The sequence below is a fragment of the Janthinobacterium sp. 1_2014MBL_MicDiv genome (genome assembly GCF_001865675.1).
Lineage (GTDB): Bacteria > Pseudomonadota > Gammaproteobacteria > Burkholderiales > Burkholderiaceae_D > Janthinobacterium.
This window is the reverse complement of the sequence record NZ_CP011319.1, coordinates 2,994,057-3,012,162: the sequence shown is the minus strand read 5'-3', so window position 1 is coordinate 3,012,162 and position 18,106 is coordinate 2,994,057. Positions and strand designations below refer to the sequence as shown.

Annotated in this window: 11 protein-coding genes and 2 tRNA genes; 10 read left to right on the top strand and 3 right to left on the bottom strand. The window is 62.2% G+C overall.

Annotated features, from left to right (window positions below; all coding sequences use genetic code 11):
* The first annotated feature begins 645 nt into the window (after positions 1-645).
* The 8 genes from tig (at position 646) to YQ44_RS13115 (ending at position 9,981) form a co-directional block, all read left to right on the top strand.
* Positions 646-1,986, top strand: a complete 1,341-nt coding sequence (gene tig / locus YQ44_RS13150) for a trigger factor (protein WP_071323760.1) — start codon at positions 646-648, stop codon at positions 1,984-1,986.
* An 85-nt stretch (positions 1,987-2,071) separates the two neighbouring features.
* Positions 2,072-2,689: an ATP-dependent Clp endopeptidase proteolytic subunit ClpP gene (gene clpP, locus YQ44_RS13145; RefSeq protein WP_374106380.1), complete on the top strand. Its 618-nt coding sequence runs from the start codon at positions 2,072-2,074 to the stop codon at positions 2,687-2,689.
* A 200-nt stretch (positions 2,690-2,889) separates the two neighbouring features.
* A complete protein-coding gene (gene clpX, locus YQ44_RS13140; protein ID WP_010398446.1) occupies positions 2,890-4,158 on the top strand; it encodes an ATP-dependent Clp protease ATP-binding subunit ClpX in 1,269 nt (422 codons plus the stop codon).
* Positions 4,159-4,431: 273 nt separating this feature from the next.
* Complete coding sequence (gene lon / locus YQ44_RS13135) at positions 4,432-6,843, top strand: endopeptidase La (protein ID WP_071323759.1); 2,412 nt, start codon at positions 4,432-4,434, stop codon at positions 6,841-6,843.
* Positions 6,844-7,047: 204 nt separating this feature from the next.
* A complete protein-coding gene (locus YQ44_RS13130) occupies positions 7,048-7,320 on the top strand; it encodes an HU family DNA-binding protein (RefSeq protein ID WP_010398442.1) in 273 nt (90 codons plus the stop codon).
* A 125-nt stretch (positions 7,321-7,445) separates the two neighbouring features.
* Positions 7,446-7,522 (top strand) — tRNA-Asp (locus YQ44_RS13125).
* A 17-nt stretch (positions 7,523-7,539) separates the two neighbouring features.
* Positions 7,540-7,616 (top strand) — tRNA-Asp (locus tag YQ44_RS13120).
* Between the two features lie 442 nt (positions 7,617-8,058).
* On the top strand, positions 8,059-9,981 hold the full coding sequence (locus YQ44_RS13115) for a SurA N-terminal domain-containing protein (RefSeq protein WP_198043929.1): 1,923 nt from the start codon (positions 8,059-8,061) through the stop codon (positions 9,979-9,981).
* Positions 9,982-10,180: 199 nt separating this feature from the next.
* On the opposite strand, the gene YQ44_RS13110 is transcribed toward YQ44_RS13115, so the two are convergent.
* Positions 10,181-10,894, bottom strand: coding sequence for an arylesterase (locus YQ44_RS13110; protein ID WP_083411823.1), 714 nt, complete (start codon positions 10,892-10,894; stop codon positions 10,181-10,183).
* On the opposite strand from YQ44_RS13110, the gene YQ44_RS13105 reads away from it, so the two are divergent.
* Positions 10,893-11,645, top strand: coding sequence for an ABC transporter ATP-binding protein (locus tag YQ44_RS13105; RefSeq protein ID WP_442905922.1), 753 nt, complete (start codon positions 10,893-10,895; stop codon positions 11,643-11,645). The two genes, YQ44_RS13110 and YQ44_RS13105, sit on opposite strands and share 2 nt — an antisense overlap.
* A gap of 101 nt (positions 11,646-11,746) precedes the next feature.
* Here YQ44_RS13105 and YQ44_RS13100 read toward each other — a convergent pair whose 3' ends face one another.
* Positions 11,747-13,285 (bottom strand): bifunctional ADP-dependent NAD(P)H-hydrate dehydratase/NAD(P)H-hydrate epimerase, encoded by a 1,539-nt coding sequence (locus YQ44_RS13100; RefSeq protein ID WP_071323757.1) that lies wholly within the window; start codon positions 13,283-13,285, stop codon positions 11,747-11,749.
* 141 nt (positions 13,286-13,426) lie between these two features.
* Here YQ44_RS13100 and YQ44_RS13095 point away from each other — a divergent pair, with 141 nt between their 5' ends.
* The gene (locus YQ44_RS13095) at positions 13,427-17,011 is read left to right on the top strand and encodes a hydantoinase B/oxoprolinase family protein (RefSeq protein ID WP_071323756.1); all 3,585 of its coding nucleotides are present in this window, start codon (positions 13,427-13,429) and stop codon (positions 17,009-17,011) included.
* Here YQ44_RS13095 and YQ44_RS13090 read toward each other — a convergent pair.
* Positions 16,993-17,940: an AraC family transcriptional regulator gene (locus YQ44_RS13090; protein ID WP_071323755.1), complete on the bottom strand. Its 948-nt coding sequence runs from the start codon at positions 17,938-17,940 to the stop codon at positions 16,993-16,995. The two genes, YQ44_RS13095 and YQ44_RS13090, sit on opposite strands and share 19 nt — an antisense overlap.
* Between the last annotated feature and the right edge of the window lie 166 nt (positions 17,941-18,106).

Below are 18,106 nucleotides of genomic sequence, written 5' to 3'. Positions count from 1 at the left end.
TTCGACAGATTTACGCCCGTAGCCGCTATCCGGCACGCCTGCGCCCGTGCTGTTTTTCGCCTGAAATGCGCGGGCAGGACAGGGCGCCGCCGGGGTTTTGCCTGAAAAATGGCCAAATTGAGGCAAATCAATGGTTTTTTGCCCGAAAACTTCGTTGTCAGCGCATTTCTTTGTTTCGGACGGAGCGACAGTTCGCATATACTAATGAACGAAGCAGGCTGGAAAGCCTGTCTCTGGCGAAATGAAGTATGCCGGGGCAAGAGTAAAGACAGGGCAGACCCAGGCTGTGGCGACTCGTTCGCCGCCGCTGGCATCCTCTGTGGCCGGGCCGCAAAGCCAGCCACTTCTCCGAAGTCCTTTGTTATAATGCCACGCTTTACCGAATGATGGCCGGCCCTGCGATTACCTTGAAGCATGGCTGGACGCTCGGAGCCCTGTCGCAGTATTGGAAGCGGCGGATTGTTTGGTGCCTGGTGGCTTGTTCCATGCCGGGTAGACCAGGTCCATCATCCTGCTTGCAGTACGTTACAGATGAATATGCGAGCGAGTGAAGCTGGACCCATGTCTTGTCGTCATTAATGGCGCAAGGGGTCGGGTCTTCTTTTCTCGCACCAACAGTATCTTATTTTTTGGACGATTTTTTACATGGCAACTGCAGTCGAAACCTTGGGCAAACTCGAACGTCGTATCACGATCTCCTTCCCGCTGACGGACGTCCGCACGGAAGTTGAGAAGCGCCTGAAAGTGCAAGCCCGTACGGCTAAGGCACCGGGCTTCCGTCCGGGCAAAGTGCCGTTGAAAATGGTCGCAGCACAATACGGCTACCAAATCGAATCCGAAGTGCTGAATGACAAAGTCGGCCGCGCGTTCAACGACGCCGCCAACGAAAACAACCTGCGCGTCGCCGGTTACCCGAACATCGTGTCGAAAGACGACGCCGCGGAAGGCCAGCTGGCTTTCGACGCCACCTTCGAAGTGTACCCGGAAGTCGTCATCGGCGACCTGGCCGGCGTTGAAATCGAAACCGTGCAAGCCGACGTCTCGGAAGCCGAAATCGACAAGACCATCGACATCCTGCGCAAGCAGCGCGTGCACTTCCACACCAAGGGCGAAGCTGGCGAACACGGCGACGGCGGTGAGCCGATCGCTGCCAACGGCGACCGCGTGACCGTCGACTTCGTCGGCTCGATCGACGGCGTTGAATTCCCAGGTGGCAAAGCTGAAGGCTACGCTTTCGTGCTGGGCGAAGGCCGCATGCTGCCAGAATTCGAAGCCGCGACCCTGGGCCTGAAAGTGGGCGAATCGAAGACTTTCCCGCTGTCGTTCCCTGAGGATTACCATGGCAAGGACGTGGCCGGCAAAACCGCCTCGTTCACCATCACGCTGCAAAAGCTGGAATGGGCGCACCTGCCGGAAGTCGATGCCGAATTCGCAAAGTCCCTGGGCGTTGCCGATGGCGACCTGGCCAAAATGCGCGAAGACATCAAAGTCAACCTGCAGCGCGAAGTCGCTGGCCGCGTAAAAGCGCGCAACAAGGAAGCCGTCATGGACGCGCTGATCAAAGTTGCTGAGCTGGAAGTGCCAAAAACGCTGATCGCTCAGGATTCCGAGCGCCTGGCCGAAATGACCCGCCAGGACATGGCGCAGCGCGGCATGAACGTCAAGGACGTGCCTTTCCCAGCAGAACTGTTCGCGGAAAAAGCCGAGCGTCGCGTACGCCTGGGCCTGATCCTGTCGCAACTGGTGGGCGACAACAACCTGCAGGCAACGCCTGAGCAAGTCAAGGCGCAGATCGAAGATTTCGCCCAAAGCTACGAAGATCCACGCGAAGTGCTGAAGTACTACTACAGCGACCGTCGTCGCCTGGGTGAGATCGAAGCCCTTGTATTGGAAGAAAACGTCGTCACTTACGTGTTGGGCCTGTCGAAAGTCACGACGAAAGCAGTTGCTTTCGACGAACTGATGGGAAGCAACGCACAAGCGTAAACCAGTTGGTATTGGGATGCCGCCTCTTGCCGTAAGGTATATGCGGCATCCCCTAACTGCTTCACAAGGAAATGAAATGACAGGTATGAACCGTAATCCAGCGCTGGACACACAGATGCTCGGCCTGGTGCCGATGGTGGTGGAACAAAGCGGTCGCGGCGAGCGCTCGTATGATATTTACTCGCGCCTGCTGAAGGAACGCTTGATTTTCATGGTCGGCCCGGTCAATGACCAGATGGCCAACCTGGTCGTCGCCCAGCTGCTGTTCCTGGAGAGCGAGAATCCGGAAAAGGAAATCTCGCTCTACATCAACTCGCCAGGTGGCTCGGTCTCGGCCGGCATGGCCATCTACGACACCATGCAGTTCATCAAGCCGGACGTCTCGACCCTGTGTACCGGGATGGCCGCCTCGATGGGTGCCTTCCTGCTGGCCGCCGGCGCCAAGGGCAAGCGTTTCTCGCTGCCGAACTCGCGCATCATGATTCACCAGCCGTCCGGTGGTTCGCAAGGCATGGCGTCGGACATCGAGATCCAGGCGAAGGAAATCCTTTACCTGCGTACCCGCTTGAACGGCATCATGGCCGAGCGCACGGGCCAGTCGATCGAACAGATCGCCAAGGACACCGACCGCGACCGTTTCATGTCCGCCGACGAGGCCGTCGAGTATGGTTTGATCGACAAAGTGTTGACCAGCCGCGCTTGATGAGCCCCTACCGGTATTGCTAAGCAAGTAAGTAAACGCCCGGGCGATCAAACGTTCGGGCGTTTCGCTTTTATTTCGGGTAGCATGGAGCTTGTGCACGTTGTTGACTTGCGCCATGGGTGGCTGCCTTTGCGGGCAACTACCGCACTCCGGCTTGCGATTTAGCAATATTGTTAATGCAGTTCCAACCAAAATGCCTTATGTCAGACAAAAAATCCTCTAGCGGCGAAAAATTACTGTATTGCTCGTTCTGCGGCAAAAGCCAGCACGAGGTGAAGAAACTCATCGCCGGCCCGTCCGTGTTCATTTGCGACGAGTGCATCGACTTGTGCAACGACATCATCCGTGATGAAACGTCGAGCATCGAGACGGTGACCGGTACCAAATCCGACCTGCCGACGCCGCAAGAAATTGCCGCCTTGCTCGATCAGTACGTGATCGGCCAGCAGACTGCCAAGCGCATCCTGTCGGTGGCGGTGTACAACCATTACAAGCGCCTCAAGCACCTGGGCAAGAAAGACGACATCGAACTGGCCAAGAGCAACATCTTGCTGGTCGGTCCTACCGGCTCGGGCAAGACCCTGCTGGCGCAGACCCTGGCGCGCATGCTCAACGTGCCGTTCGTCATCGCCGACGCCACCACACTGACCGAAGCCGGTTATGTGGGCGAGGATGTGGAAAACATCATCCAGAAGCTGCTGCAGAGCTGCAACTACGACGTCGAGAAAGCCCAGCGCGGCATCGTTTACATCGATGAGATCGACAAGATTTCGCGCAAGTCCGACAATCCGTCCATCACGCGCGACGTGTCGGGCGAGGGCGTGCAGCAAGCCTTGCTGAAACTCATCGAAGGCACGATGGCTTCCGTGCCGCCACAAGGCGGCCGCAAGCATCCGAACCAGGATTTCGTGCAGATCGACACGACCAACATCATGTTCATCTGCGGCGGCGCCTTCGACGGCCTGTCGAAAGTGATCGCCAACCGTTCCGAAAAGAGCGGTATCGGTTTCTCGGCCACCGTGCGCAGCAAGTCGCAAAGCTCGGCCAGCGAACTGATGCTGCAAGCGGAACCGGAAGACCTGGTCAAGTTCGGCCTGATCCCGGAACTGGTGGGCCGTCTGCCCGTCATCGCCACGCTGGCGGAATTGACGGAAGAGGCGCTGATCCAGATCCTCGTCGAGCCGAAGAATGCGCTGATCAAGCAGTATTCGAAGCTGCTCGAGATGGAAGGCGCGGAACTGGAGATTCGTCCGGCCGCCCTGCATGCGATCGCCAAGAAGGCGCTGGCGCGCAAGACGGGCGCCCGCGGCCTGCGCTCCATCCTGGAACACGCTTTGCTGGACGTCATGTACGAACTGCCGAGCGAACAGAACGTGGTGAAGGTCGTCATCGATGAAAATACCATCACCAGCGGCGCCAAACCTTTGTTGATTTACCAAGAGACTGCCAAGGCCTCCGGAGAAAATTGATTACTGCCGAGACAAATGCATAAAAAGGGTTTTGATTCCTTAATGCATGGCAGTACAATTTAAATCAATGAGTGCAGGCTTCAATCGGAAAGCCACTCGCGGCGCTTAGCTGCGCGTGGCTTTTTTACTGTTACAACTGCACTTGTTACAGTCATGCGGGTGTGTTTTGCGAAATGAACAAAATGTTTGTTTCACAGAATTATTTATTCTCGCCGGTCTTGTGTTTTGGCAGCGAGCGCCAACATCGTAAACACGCTTTCTATAAGGTACGCCATGACAACTTCCAAATTAACTGAGCAAACTCAACTGCCGTTATTGCCGTTGCGGGATGTCGTCGTTTTCCCGCATATGGTGATACCGCTGTTCGTTGGCCGTCCAAAGTCGATCAAGGCGCTGGAAGCTGCGATGGAGCAGGGCAAGAGCATCATGCTTGCCGCTCAAAAAGCAGCCGCGAAGGACGAGCCATCGCCTTCGGACATCTATGAAATTGGCTGCGTCGCCAATATTCTGCAAATGCTCAAGCTGCCCGACGGCACCGTCAAGGTGCTGGTCGAGGGTGCGCAGCGTGCCCGTATCAACCATATCAGCGATGCGCCGACGCACTTCATCGCCGACCTGACGCCGCTCGAATCCGAGCCGGGCGACGAGTCGGAAGTCGAAGCCATGCGCCGCGCGATCGTGCAGCAGTTCGACCAGTACGTCAAACTGAACAAAAAAATCCCGCCGGAAATCCTCGCATCGCTGTCGGGCATCGACGATGCCGGCCGCCTGGCCGACACGGTGGCCGCGCATCTGCCGCTGAAGCTTGAGCAAAAACAAGTCATCCTGGAAATTTTCAGCGTGGCCAAGCGCCTCGAGCACCTGCTGGGCCAGCTCGAAGGCGAGCTCGACATCCTGCAGGTGGAAAAGCGCATCCGTGGCCGCGTCAAGCGCCAGATGGAAAAATCGCAGCGCGAGTACTACCTGAACGAGCAAGTCAAGGCGATCCAGAAGGAACTGGGCGAGGGCGAAGATGGTGCCGACCTCGACGAGCTGGAGAAAAAAGTCGCTTCGGCCAAGATGCCGAAGGAAGCGCTCGACAAGGCCACCAACGAGCTGAAAAAACTCAAGCTGATGTCGCCGATGTCGGCCGAAGCCACCGTCGTGCGCAACTACATCGACACGCTCGTCAATTTACCGTGGAAAAAGAAATCCAAGGTCAATAACGACCTGTCGAATGCGGAAAAAGTGCTCGAGGGCGACCACTACGGCCTCGACAAGGTCAAGGAACGCATCCTGGAGTACCTCGCGGTGCAACAGCGCGTCGACAAGCTGAAAGCGCCCATCCTGTGCTTCGTCGGCCCTCCGGGCGTCGGCAAGACCTCGCTGGGCCAGTCCATCGCCCGCGCGACGAACCGCAAGTTCGTGCGCATGGCCCTGGGCGGCGTGCGCGACGAAGCGGAAATCCGCGGCCATCGCCGCACCTACATCGGCTCGATGCCGGGCAAGATCCTGCAATCGCTGTCGAAAGTCGGCGTGCGCAATCCTCTGTTCCTGCTCGATGAAGTCGACAAGATGGGCGCCGATTTCCGTGGCGATCCCTCGTCGGCCCTGCTGGAAGTGCTCGATCCGGAACAGAACCACACGTTCTCCGACCATTACATCGAAGTCGATTTCGACCTCTCCGACGTGATGTTCGTGGCGACGTCGAACTCGTACAATATTCCGCCAGCCTTGCTTGACCGCATGGAAGTGATCCGCCTGTCCGGTTACACGGAAGACGAGAAGACCAGCATCGCGCAGCGTTATTTGCTGCCGAAGCAGATCAAGAACAATGGCTTGAAGGAAGACGAAATTTCGGTGGCCGAATCGGCGCTGCGCGACATCATCCGCTACTACACGCGGGAAGCCGGCGTGCGTTCGCTCGAGCGCGAAGTGTCGAAGATCTGCCGCAAGGTGGTCAAGATGCTGCTGCTGAAGAAGTCCGACAAGAAAGTCATCGTCAACTCGAAGAACCTGGACAAGTTCCTCGGCGTGCGCCGCTACGATTTCGGCGTCGCAGAGAAAGAAAACCAGGTAGGCCAGGTGGTCGGTCTGGCATGGACGGAAGTGGGCGGCGATCTGCTGACCATCGAAGCCGTGTCGATGCCGGGCAAGGGCAACGTCATCCGTACGGGCACCCTGGGCGACGTCATGAAGGAATCGATCGAGGCGGCCCGCACCGTCGTGCGCAGCCGTTCCGCGCGCCTGGGCATCAAGCCGGACGTGTTCGAGAAGAGCGACATCCATATCCACGTGCCGGAAGGCGCGACACCGAAGGACGGTCCTTCGGCTGGCGCGGCCATGACGGTGGCGATGGTGTCGGTCTTCACTGGCATCCCCGTGCGCGCCGACGTGGCGATGACGGGCGAGATCACCTTGCGCGGCGAAGTATTGCCGATCGGCGGCCTGAAAGAGAAGCTGCTGGCGGCCCATCGCGGCGGCATCAAGACGGTCCTGATTCCAGAGCAGAACGTGAAAGACCTGGCCGAAATTCCGGACAACGTCAAGAACAAGCTGGAGATCGTGCCGGTGCGCTGGATCGACAAAGTGCTGGAAATTGCCCTCGAACGCATGCCTGAAGCGCTGACCGAAGTGGCCGCAGTGGAGGCCGTCACGGCCGCCGCGGCGAAGCCTGATGCGGCCGGCGAGGTAGTAAAACACTAACGTTTTACCCTGTTTTTCCCCAAACAAGCGCTTTTAGAGCGCTTGTTTTATATTGAAACGTGAATTGCGCCCCCAAAGCGCTTGACACATATACAGTGTGGCTTGTTTAATACGCCTGCACATTTTTTTCGCCGGACAGCTGTGGTGCCAAAAGTGCCGCAACGATACGGTAAACGTTTTATACCTTTGTAATTGGGGATGCTAGTGAACAAGACTGAATTGATCGACCACATTGCTGAAAAAGCTGACATTTCCAAAGCCGCCGCTGCGCGCGCACTCGACGCTGTTATCGGCGGCGTGACGGAAACTTTGAAAAACAACGACAGCGTGACGCTGGTTGGTTTCGGTACCTTCTCGGTCAGCGAACGCGCTGAGCGTACCGGCCGCAATCCGCGTACCAAAGAAGCGATCACGATCGAAGCTGCAAAAGTTCCAAAATTTAAAGCTGGTAAAGCTTTGAAGGATGCTGTAAACTAACGGACTTCGGTGAGGTGACAATCACCGGAAACATTTGGCGGCGCCTCCGGGTGCCGCGATTTCAGGATCGACGTTCCTCGAATGGCGATCCTGGATGCAAATGCAAGTAGTACTGTGTATTTTTCGGAGTGGTAGTTCAGTTGGTTAGAATGCCGGCCTGTCACGTCGGAGGTCGCGGGTTCGAGTCCCGTCCGCTCCGCCAAAAAAATACGCTCTCAAGGAGTGGTAGTTCAGTTGGTTAGAATACCGGCCTGTCACGTCGGGGGTCGCGGGTTCGAGTCCCGTCCGCTCCGCCAGAATATAGAAACCCGCGCTGCTGAATAAGCAGCGCGGGTTTTTCTTTTATGCGCGCGATTATCTTTGCGCCTCTGCATTTTCAATTTCCCGCCTGCCGTTTTTAAATGGCCGGCGCGGGTATTTAAATCCCCTTTAAGCTTTGCCGGGTTTAATGTCCAGGCTGGCGCCTTGTCCGCCATGCAGCGCATCCGCCGCTTTGCGGCGCAGCATGCGGCGCCGGGGCAGGGCGCGGGCCCTGATTTACTCTTGCTATAGCGCTATGGGCATTGTAGAATCAGGAGATAATGGCTTGGGCGTCAGAATCCTGCTTTAGTTCCAGCGCCAAGTTGTTGAATCTAAAGGGGAAGTGGACATCTGTCCCGTCCATTCCGCCGAAGAAATCAAGGCGAACGCATGTTCGCCTTTTTTTATAGTGATCCACTCATCCCGAATTGGCTGACCATGTTTGAATTTATTCGTACCCATCGACGCTTGATGCAGTTTCTCTTGATGCTGGTCATCGTCCCGTCTTTTGCACTGGTCGGTATCAGCGGCTACCAAAGCTTCGGCGACGGCGCGAACACCATCGCCAAGGTCGGCGATCAGGTGATCACGCAGCAGCAATATGAAGAAGCGCAACGCCAGCAGATCGACCGCTATCGCCAGATGATGGGCGAGCAGTTCGACCAGAAAATGTTCGACACGCCGGAAGCGCGCAAGAGCATCCTCGACAACCTGATCGCCGAACGTGCCGTGGCCGCCGAAGTGGGCCGCAGCCACCTGGTCATCAGCGATGCCGTGCTGCAAAAGGAAGTGCTGGAGATTCCCGGCCTGACCTTGCCAGACGGCAAGTTCGACCTCGAACGCTACAAGGCCATGCTGGCTGCCCAGGGCATGACGCCGCAGATGTACGATGCGCGCCGCCGCAGCGACCTGGCCCTGCAGCAACTGGCCGGCGCCGTGCAAGGCACGGCCTTCGCCCCGAACACCGTGTCCAAGCGCCTGTCGGACATCACCTCGGAAGAGCGTGAAGTGCAGGAACTGCTGTTGCCGATCGCCCAGTTCGTGCCGGAAGTGAAGGTCACGGACGCCATGGTGAAAGCGTTCTACGACAAGAACAGCAAGTTCTTCGAAATCCCGGAACAAGCCAAGGTCGAATACGTCGTGCTCGATGGCACGGCTGCCGGCGAACAGGTCGATGTCAGCGACGCGGACGTGGCCAGCTACTACGCGAAGAACCAGAAAGCCTACACCAGCGAAGAAGCGCGCCGCGCCAGCCATATCCTGGTGGCCGTCAAGAAGGACGCTTCCGCCGCCGACAAGGCTGCCGCCAAGGCCAAGGCCGAAGCCATCCTGGCCGAAGTGCGCCAGGCGCCTGCAAGCTTTGCCGCCGTGGCCAAGGCCAAGTCGGAAGACCCGGCCTCTGCCGAACTCGGCGGCGACCTCGACGTCGTGGCCAAGGGCGCCTTGCCTGGTCCAGTCGAAGCGGCCATCTTCAAGCTCAAGCAAGGTGAAATCAGCGACGTCGTCGCTTCCGATTTCGGCTATCACATCCTGACCGTGACCTCGCTCAAGCCGCAGCACGTGAAATCGCTGGACGAAGTGCGCGGCGAAATCACGGCCGACCTGCGCAAGCAGTTCGCCGCGAAGAAGTACTCGGAAATGGCGGAAACCTTCACCAACACCGTGTACGAGCAATCGGACAGCCTGAAGCCGGTGGCCGACAAGCTGAAACTGAAAGTGGAAAGCGCCGCCAACCTGTCGCGCACGCCGTCGCCGGCCCTGGGCAATGCGCCGTTCAACAACGTCAAGTTCCTGAAGGCGATTTTCTCCAACGATTCGCTGAAAGAAAAACGCAATACGGAAGCCGTGGAAGTGGCGCCGAATACGCTGATCGCCGGCCGCGTGATCGAATTCAAGCCAGCATCGAAGCGTCCGCTGGCCGAAGTCGAAGCGATGATCCGTCAGCGCGTGACGATGGAAGAAGCGGAAAAACTGGCGAAGAAAGCCGGCGAAACCAAACTGGCCGCGCTGAAAGCGTCGGGCGATGCGACCGGCTTCGGCGCCGCACAGTGGGTCTCGCGTAGCAAGCTTGACGGCATCAACCGTGCCGCCATCGCGCAAGTCATGAAGGCCGACACGAGCAAGCTGCCAGCCTATGTGGGCGTGGACCTGCCAGCCCTGGGCTACGGCATCTACCGCATCGCCAAGGTGCAGCAGCCAGCGCAAGTCGATGCTGCGCGCCGCCAGCAAGAGAAAGACCAGATCAGCGGCATCCTGGCGCAGCAGGAAATGTTCGATTACGTCGAGTACCTGAAAAACAAGGCCAAGGTGAAGATCGTCAAACCGGTCACCGCCCCAGCCGCCGCACCGGAAGCGCCATAAGATTGGGCTTCCAGGCATAAAAATAGCCGCTCTCGAGCGGCTATTTTTTTTGAGCGCCAGCGAAAACCTACTGCGCGTCGTGACTTGGGTCTGGCGATGCTCACTGCCTTGGCGGCCCCGAGCAAAGCACGGCGCCGCTTCTCATCCACCATGCACTTCCGCTCGCGACCGTTCTATCAGGTGTTCGGTGCAGGGCTGCTTACTTGGCTTTCAGCAACGGCGCCAGCTGCGGCCAGATGTTTTTCAGGATGGCCGGATGGGCCTGGGCATTCGGATGCATGCGGTCGGCCTGGAACAGCTGCGGCTGGTCGGCGATGCCTTCGAACATGAACGGCACGAGCGGCGCCTTCCATTCCCGCGCCAGCTTGCCGTACACGCCATAAAACTGCTCGCCATAGGCGCGCCCATAATTGGGCGGCATGCGCATGCCCACCAGTACCACTTGTGCGCCAGCTTTCCTGGCCGCTTCGCCCATGGCGCGCAGATTCGCCTCGGCCGCCGCCACGGGCAAGCCGCGCAAGCCGTCGTTGGCGCCCAGCTCGATCAGCACGACGTCGGGCTGGTGCTTCGTCAGCAGGGCGGGCAGGCGCACCCGTCCGCCGCTCGTGGTCTCGCCGCTGATGCTGGCGTTGACGATGCGCGTATCGTTCTTTTGCGCCTTCAGCCGCTGTTCCAGCAGCGCCACCCAGCCCGTGCCGCGCGCCAGTCCATACTCGGCCGACAGGCTGTCGCCGAGCACCAGCAGCGTTTTTGGTGCAGAATAGGCGTTCGCCATGCCTGCCATCAGGAGCAGGGCTGCCGCAGGAAGCAAGGAGAGGGTGCGCCGCCGCGTGCGGTGGAGCGCTTTCACGCTCGCATCGCCACTGGCGTTGACATTTATTTGTTCACGAATTTTTTTAAGATAGATCAGCATGCCCGAATTCCCTAAAGCGACTTCCACCAATTTCCTTCCGTCCGAAGCAGCTGCCCAGCGGCCTGCCGCAACCAACAGCCAAAACGGCCAGCCGGCCATCGAAGTGATCCAGCTGGCCAAGCGCGTACCCGATGCCGATGGCGAGCTGACCATCCTGCACCGCGTCGATTTTACCGTGCAAACGGCCGAGACGCTGGCCATCGTCGGCGCCTCCGGTTCCGGCAAGTCCACCTTGCTGGGTTTATTGGCCGGCCTGGATACGCCCAGCGAGGGCAAGGTCATGCTCGACGGCACCGATATCTTTGCCCTCGACGAAGACGGCCGCGCCGGTTTTCGCAAGGAAAAGCTCGGTTTCGTGTTCCAGTCGTTCCAGCTGCTGGCGCACCTGACGGCGCTGGAAAACGTCATGCTGCCGCTGGAATTGCGCGGCGACCCGGACGCGAAGGAGAAGGCGCAAGCGATGCTGGGCCGGGTCAACCTGGGCAGCCGCTTGAAGCACTATCCGAAATACCTGTCCGGCGGCGAGCAGCAGCGCGTGGCGCTGGCACGCGCGTTTGTGACGGAGCCGCCGCTGCTGTTTGCCGATGAACCGACGGGCAGCCTCGATGCCGCCACGGGCGAAGCCGTGATCCAGCTGATGTTCGAGCTGAACCGCGAACGCGGCTCGACCCTGGTGCTGGTCACGCATGACAGCTCGATCGCGGCGCGCTGCGGCCGCACGATCACCATTGCGGCGGGTCGGCTGGTGTGATTGCCGGTGGTTGTCGGATTACGCGTGCCGTTAATCCGGCCTGCTTGCTTTGCCGTAGCTTGGATTAGCGCAGCGTAATCCAACGCCCCCGTGCCGCCTGCCTATGCCGACAAGGCATTGATCAGCTTGCGTATCGCCGGGATCAACTCCCCGGCCGTCAGGCCGATAGGGCCACTGCCGGACGCCACCAGCGCATCGGCGGCCGCGCCGTGCAGCCAGACGGCGCCGACGGCCGCTTCCCATTCGGGCCAGCCCTGCGCCAGCAGGCTGCCGCACAGGCCTGCCAGGACGTCGCCCGTGCCGGCCGTGGCCAGCGCGGGGCCGCCCGTATTGTTGATCACCACGCCGCCATCCTGCGCGGCGATCACCGTGCCCGAACCTTTTAACACGACGATGACGCCCAGCTGCGCCGCCAGCTGGCGCGCCGCGCCCAGGCGGTCGGCCTGCACTTCGGCCACCGTCATGTCGAGCAGGCGCGCCGCTTCCAGCGGATGCGGCGTGAGTATCGTCGCGCCCGCGCGCAGGGCCAGCGCCGATTGCAGTTCCGGTTCGGCCGCCATCAGGTTCAGCGCATCGGCGTCGAGCAGCAGCGGACTGTCGCTGTCGAACGCGCGCTGCAGCAATTCCACGGTGTCGGCCTGTTCGCCCAGGCCGGGGCCCGCCACCAGCGCGGCAAAGTGAAAGCCCGAGAAATCCACGTCCTGCGCGCGGCGGCACATCAGCTCCGGCTGGCCGCTGTCGAAGGCGGGCGGCGTCTCGGGGAAGGCGACGACGACTCTGCCCGCGCCCGCATGCAGGGCCGTGCGGGCCGACAGGACAGGCGCGCCGGCCATGCCTTGCGCTCCGCCGATGATGGCCACGCTGCCGTAGCTGCCCTTGTGCGTGTTTTGCCGGCGGGGCAGCAGATGGCGGGCGAACAGGTGCAGGCCGCTCAGCTGGGCTTTGGCGGGCGGCAGCAGGGCGGGGGCGATGGCCAGCGACGCCACTTCCACTTCGCCCGCGACATCGCGGCCGTTCGCCGTATGCAGGCCGGGCTTGTCGCCGATGAAGGTAAGCGTGTGCGTGGCGCGGATGGCCACGCCGTCGATGGCGCCCGTGTCCGCGTGCAGGCCGCTGGGCACGTCGAGCGCCAGCACGGGGCAATCGAGATTGTTGACCAGCTGCGCCACCTCGCGGCATTCGCCCGCCAGGGGACGCGTCGCGCCGATGCCGAACAGGCCGTCGATGACCAGGTCCCATGGCGCCGCGCCGACGGCCGCCGAGGCCGTGCTGGTGCCGGCGTCCATGAAGCGCGCGGCGCTGTTGCGGGCGCGGCTCAGGGCCACTTCGCGTTCCGGCGACGTGGCTTGCGCCTCGGGCGCCAGCCACACCAGCACCTCGATGCCGCTGCCGGCCAGGTGCGCCGCCGCTTCCAGCGCGTCGCCGCCATTGTCGCCGGGACCGGCCAGCACGAGCACGCGCATGTGACCCGCGCTGGCGGCGTCTTCCTGCGCGTGCAGCAGCTTCAGGGCGGCACTGGCGGCGGCCTGGCCGGCGCGCTGCATCAAGGCGCCTTGCGGCAAGTCTTGCGCGGCGGCCTGTTCGATGGCGCGGATGTCGGCGATGGCGTACAGCGGGGTGGCGGAGTCGATCAGTGTCATGGGGGCTTCCTTAGTCAGTATGCTGTCAACATAAGGCCGATCCACGCGGAAGGCAAGGTGCGCACGCCTGAAGTGCGGCGCAAATTGTGCGGCTACAATAGCCATCTCACATAGTCATCATCATTGACGGAGGCGCGGCACATGGATTGGCAATTCTGGATCGACCGGGGCGGCACCTTTACGGACATCGTGGCGCGCCGTCCTGACGGCAGCCTGGCCACGCACAAGCTGCTGTCGGAAAACCCGGGCCAGTACCGCGACGCGGCGCTGGCCGGCATGCGCCACCTGATGGGACTTGCGCCCGCTGCGCCGCTGCCCGTGGAGCAGGTGGGGGCCATCAAGATGGGCACGACGGTGGCCACCAACGCGCTGCTCGAGCGCAAGGGCGAGCCGACCGTGCTGGCCATCACGCGGGGCTTTCGCGATGCCTTGCGCATCGCTTACCAGAACCGTCCGCAACTGTTCGCGCGCCAGATCATCCTGCCGGAACTGCTGTATGGCGAAGTGATCGAGATCAATGAACGCGTGGGCGCCCACGGTGAGGTGGTGGAGGCGCTCGACGAGGCGGCCGCGCAGGCGGCGCTGGAAGACGCCCATGCGCGCGGCCTGCGCGCCATCGCGATCGTGCTGATGCATGGCTACCGCCATCACGCGCACGAGGCGCGGTTGGCGCAGCTGGCGCGCGCGGCCGGCTTTACGCAGGTGTCCGTGTCGCACGAGGTCAGCCCCATGATGAAACTGGTGGCGCGCGGCGACACGACGGTGGTCGACGCCTACCTGTCGCCCATTTTGCGCCGCTATGTGGACCAGCTGGCGCAGGAACTGCCCGGCGTGCACCTGCAATTCATGCAGTCGAACGGCGGCTTGACGGACGCGCGCGCCTTCCAGGGCAAGGACAGCATCCTGTCCGGTCCCGCCGGCGGCATCGTCGGCATGGTGCGCGCCAGCGCGCTGGCCGGTTTCGACAAGGTGATCGGCTTCGACATGGGCGGCACGTCCACCGACGTGTCGCACTATGCGGGCGAATTCGAACGCGTGTTCGAGACGCAGATCGCCGGCGTGCGCATGCGCGCGCCCATGATGAGCATCCACACGGTGGCCGCCGGCGGCGGCTCCATCCTGCATTTCGACGGCGCCCGCTACAAGGTGGGGCCGGACAGCGCGGGCGCCAACCCCGGCCCCGCCAGCTACCGGCGCGGCGGCCCGCTGGCCGTCACCGACTGCAACGTCATGCTGGGCAAGCTGCAGCCCGCGCATTTCCCCCGCGTCTTCGGCCCCGATGCCAACGAGACGCTGGACGTGGACACCGTGCGCGCCCAGTTCGAGGCGCTGGCGCGCACGGTGAACTCGACGCCGGAACAGGTGGCCGAAGGCTATATCGCCATCGCGGTCGGCAACATGGCCAACGCCATCAAGCAGATTTCCGTGCAGCGCGGCCACGACGTCACCGAATACACCCTGACCAGCTTTGGCGGCGCGGGCGGCCAGCACGCCTGCCTGGTGGCCGACGCGCTGGGCATGCGCACGGTCTTCATCCATACCCTGGCGGGCGTGATGTCGGCCTATGGCATGGGCCTGGCCGACCAGAGCGCCATGCGCGAAAAAGCCATCGAAGCGAAACTGGGGGCCGACCTGGCGCGCCATTTCGCGACATTGGGCGCGCAGGCGCGCGACGACCTGCTGCGCCAGGGCGTGGAGGCGGACCGCATCGCGCTTGTGCATCGCGTGCACCTGCGCTACGAGGGCACGGATTCGGCGCTCGTCGTGCTGTTCGATACGCTGGCCAGCATGCAGGCGCAGTTCGAGGCGGCGTATAAAAAACGTTTTTCCTTCCTGATGCCGGCGCGCGCGCTGATCGTCGAAGCCATTTCCATCGAAGCCATCGGCGCCTCCAGCGCGCCGCAGCCGGCCGCGCCCGCGTATGCGGCCCGCATTGGCGAGCTGACGCCGTTGGCGACGGTGGCCATGTACTGCGCCGGCGCCTGGCGCCAAAGCGGCCTGTATGCGGCTGCGGCGCTGCGCCCCGGCGATGCCATCGACGGCCCGGCCATCGTCAGCGACGCCAACGCCACCACCGTCATCGAACCGGGCTGGCGCGCCAGCGTCACGGCGCACGGCCATTTGATCTTGCGCAGGATGGCCGCCGTGCCCGAACAGCGCGCCAAGGGTGTGCAAACAGCGACAAAAGCCGATCTCGTGATGCTGGAAATCTTCAATAACCTGTTCATGTCGATCGCCGAGCAGATGGGGCTGCGCCTGCAAAACACGGCCCATTCCGTCAATATCAAGGAGCGCCTCGACTTCAGCTGCGCCATCTTCGACGCGCAAGGCAATCTGATCGCCAACGCGCCGCACATGCCCGTGCACCTCGGTTCCATGGGCGAGAGCATCCGCACCGTCATGACGCGCAATGCGGGCGCCATGCGGCCCGGCGACGTGTTCATGCTGAACGACCCGTACCACGGCGGCACGCATTTGCCCGACGTGACGGTGATCTCGCCCGTCTTCGATGAAGAAGGCGCGGCTCTCCTGTTCTACGTCGGCTCGCGCGGCCACCATGCGGACATCGGCGGCACCACGCCCGGCTCCATGCCGCCCGATTCCACGCGCATCGAGGAAGAGGGCGTGTTGATCGACAATTTCAAGCTGGTCGACGGCGCCACGGGGCGGATGGCGGAAGATGAAACGCTGGCCCTGCTGGCGGGCGCCAGCTGGCCGGCGCGCAATCCCCGGCAAAACCTGGCCGACCTGCGCGCCCAGGTGGCGGCCAACCAGAAGGGGGCCGAGGAACTGCACAAGATGGTCGCGCATTTCGGCCTCGATGTCGTGCAAAGTTATATGCACCACGTGCAGGACAACGCCGAGGAAGCCGTGCGCCGCGTGGTCGGCACCCTGAAGGACGGCGCGTATGCGCTGGACCTGGACAACGGCGCGCGGATACAGGTGGCGATCAGGGTCGATGCGGCGCAGCGCAGCGCCATTATCGACTTCACGGGCACCTCAAGCCAGCTGCCAAACAACTTCAACGCGCCTTCCGCCGTCTGCATGGCGGCCGTGCTGTACGTGTTCCGCACCCTGGTCGACGACGAGATTCCCCTGAACGCGGGCTGCCTGAAGCCGCTCACGGTGATCATCCCGCCCGGCTCCATGCTCAACCCGCAGTATCCGGCGTCCGTCGTCTCGGGCAATGTGGAAACCTCGACCTGCATCACCAACGCCCTGTATGGCGCGCTGGGCGCGATGGCCGCTTCGCAGGGGACGATGAACAATTTTACGTTCGGCAGCGAGAAGTACCAGTATTACGAGACGATATCGGGCGGCTCGGGCGCCGGTCCCGGCTTCGACGGCACGGACGTGGTACAGACGAACATGACCAATTCGCGCCTGACGGACCCGGAAATCCTCGAGTGGCGCTTCCCCGTGCGCCTGGACAGCTACGGCATCCGCGCCGGTTCCGGCGGCGCGGGGCGCTGGCATGGCGGCAATGGCGGCGTGCGCAGGGTGCGCTTCCTCGAACCGATGACGGCGGCCATCCTGTCGAACAACCGCATCATTCCGCCGTTCGGCATGGACGGCGGCGAGGCGGGCGCGCTGGGGCGCAACTATGTGGAGCGCGCGGACGGCACGGTGGAACACCTGGCGCATATCGGCAAGACCGACATGCGGGCGGGCGACGTGTTCGTGATCGAGACGCCGGGCGGCGGCGGCTACGGCAAGCTGGAGTAAGCCGTGCCGGCGCCCGCGCCGCTCAGCTGCGCGCGCACCAGGCCGACGTCGCGCATGGGCGCGCGGCCGAACTGGCGGCTGTATTCGCGGCTGAACTGCGATTCGCTGGCGTAGCCGACCCGGTAGCCGGCCGTGCCGGCGTCGATCTGCTCGACCAGCATCAGCCGCCGCGCTTCCTGCAAGCGCAGCAGCTTCTGGTACTGCATCGGCGTCATGGCGGTAATCGCCTTGAAGTGGTGGTGCAGCGAGGACATGCTCATGTTCGCCATGCCGGCCAGGTGCTCGATGCGCAGCGGCTGCGCGTAATGGTGCTTGATCCAGTCGATGGCTTGCCCCACCTGGTGCGACTGGCTGCTGGCCAGCGCCATGTGGCGCAGGCGCGCGCCGACGGGGCCATTCAGCAGGCGGAAGGTCAGCTCGCGGCGGATCAGCGGCGCCAGCGCGGAGATTTCTTCCGGCTTGTCGAGCAGGCGCACGAGGCGCAGCATGGCATCGAGCAGTTCGGGCGAGACGTCGCTGACGGAAATGCCGCGCGTGGCGGCAGTGATTTTCTGCGCCGCCGCGCCGCTGCCGCCACTTTCGCTGTCGAGCAGCGCGGCCACGTCGGCGATGTCGATGCCCAGCACCACGCACAGGTGCGGCGCTTCCTCGCTCGCTTCCACCACGCGCACCTGCACCGGCAGGTCGACGGACGTCAGCAGATACTGCATGCGGCTGTAATGGAAGGTTTCGCTTCCCAGGGTGACGTCCTTCGCGCCCTGCGCGATGAGGGCCACGCTGGGGCGCGCCGCATGGAACAGCGATTCCGTGACCGAGGACTGGCGGTGGAAGGTGAGGTTGCCGATGGCCGTCACGTAGTCGCCCGTGCGCGGCGCGTGGCGGCTGATCAGGGCGGCGATTTCGTCTTGGGGCAAGGATAAGGTAGGCATGGCTGGCAGTATGCGGCAGGCGAGGGAGGGCAGGGGCTGATCTTACGCAGATTTGGAGGATCGTGCAAAGGTCTTGCAGGATCGCGGTAACGGCGGGCGGGCATCTGAGGCACACTTGTGCAATCGCATGCATGGCACGCGTTCCCGCAAGTATCACCACTCAAGG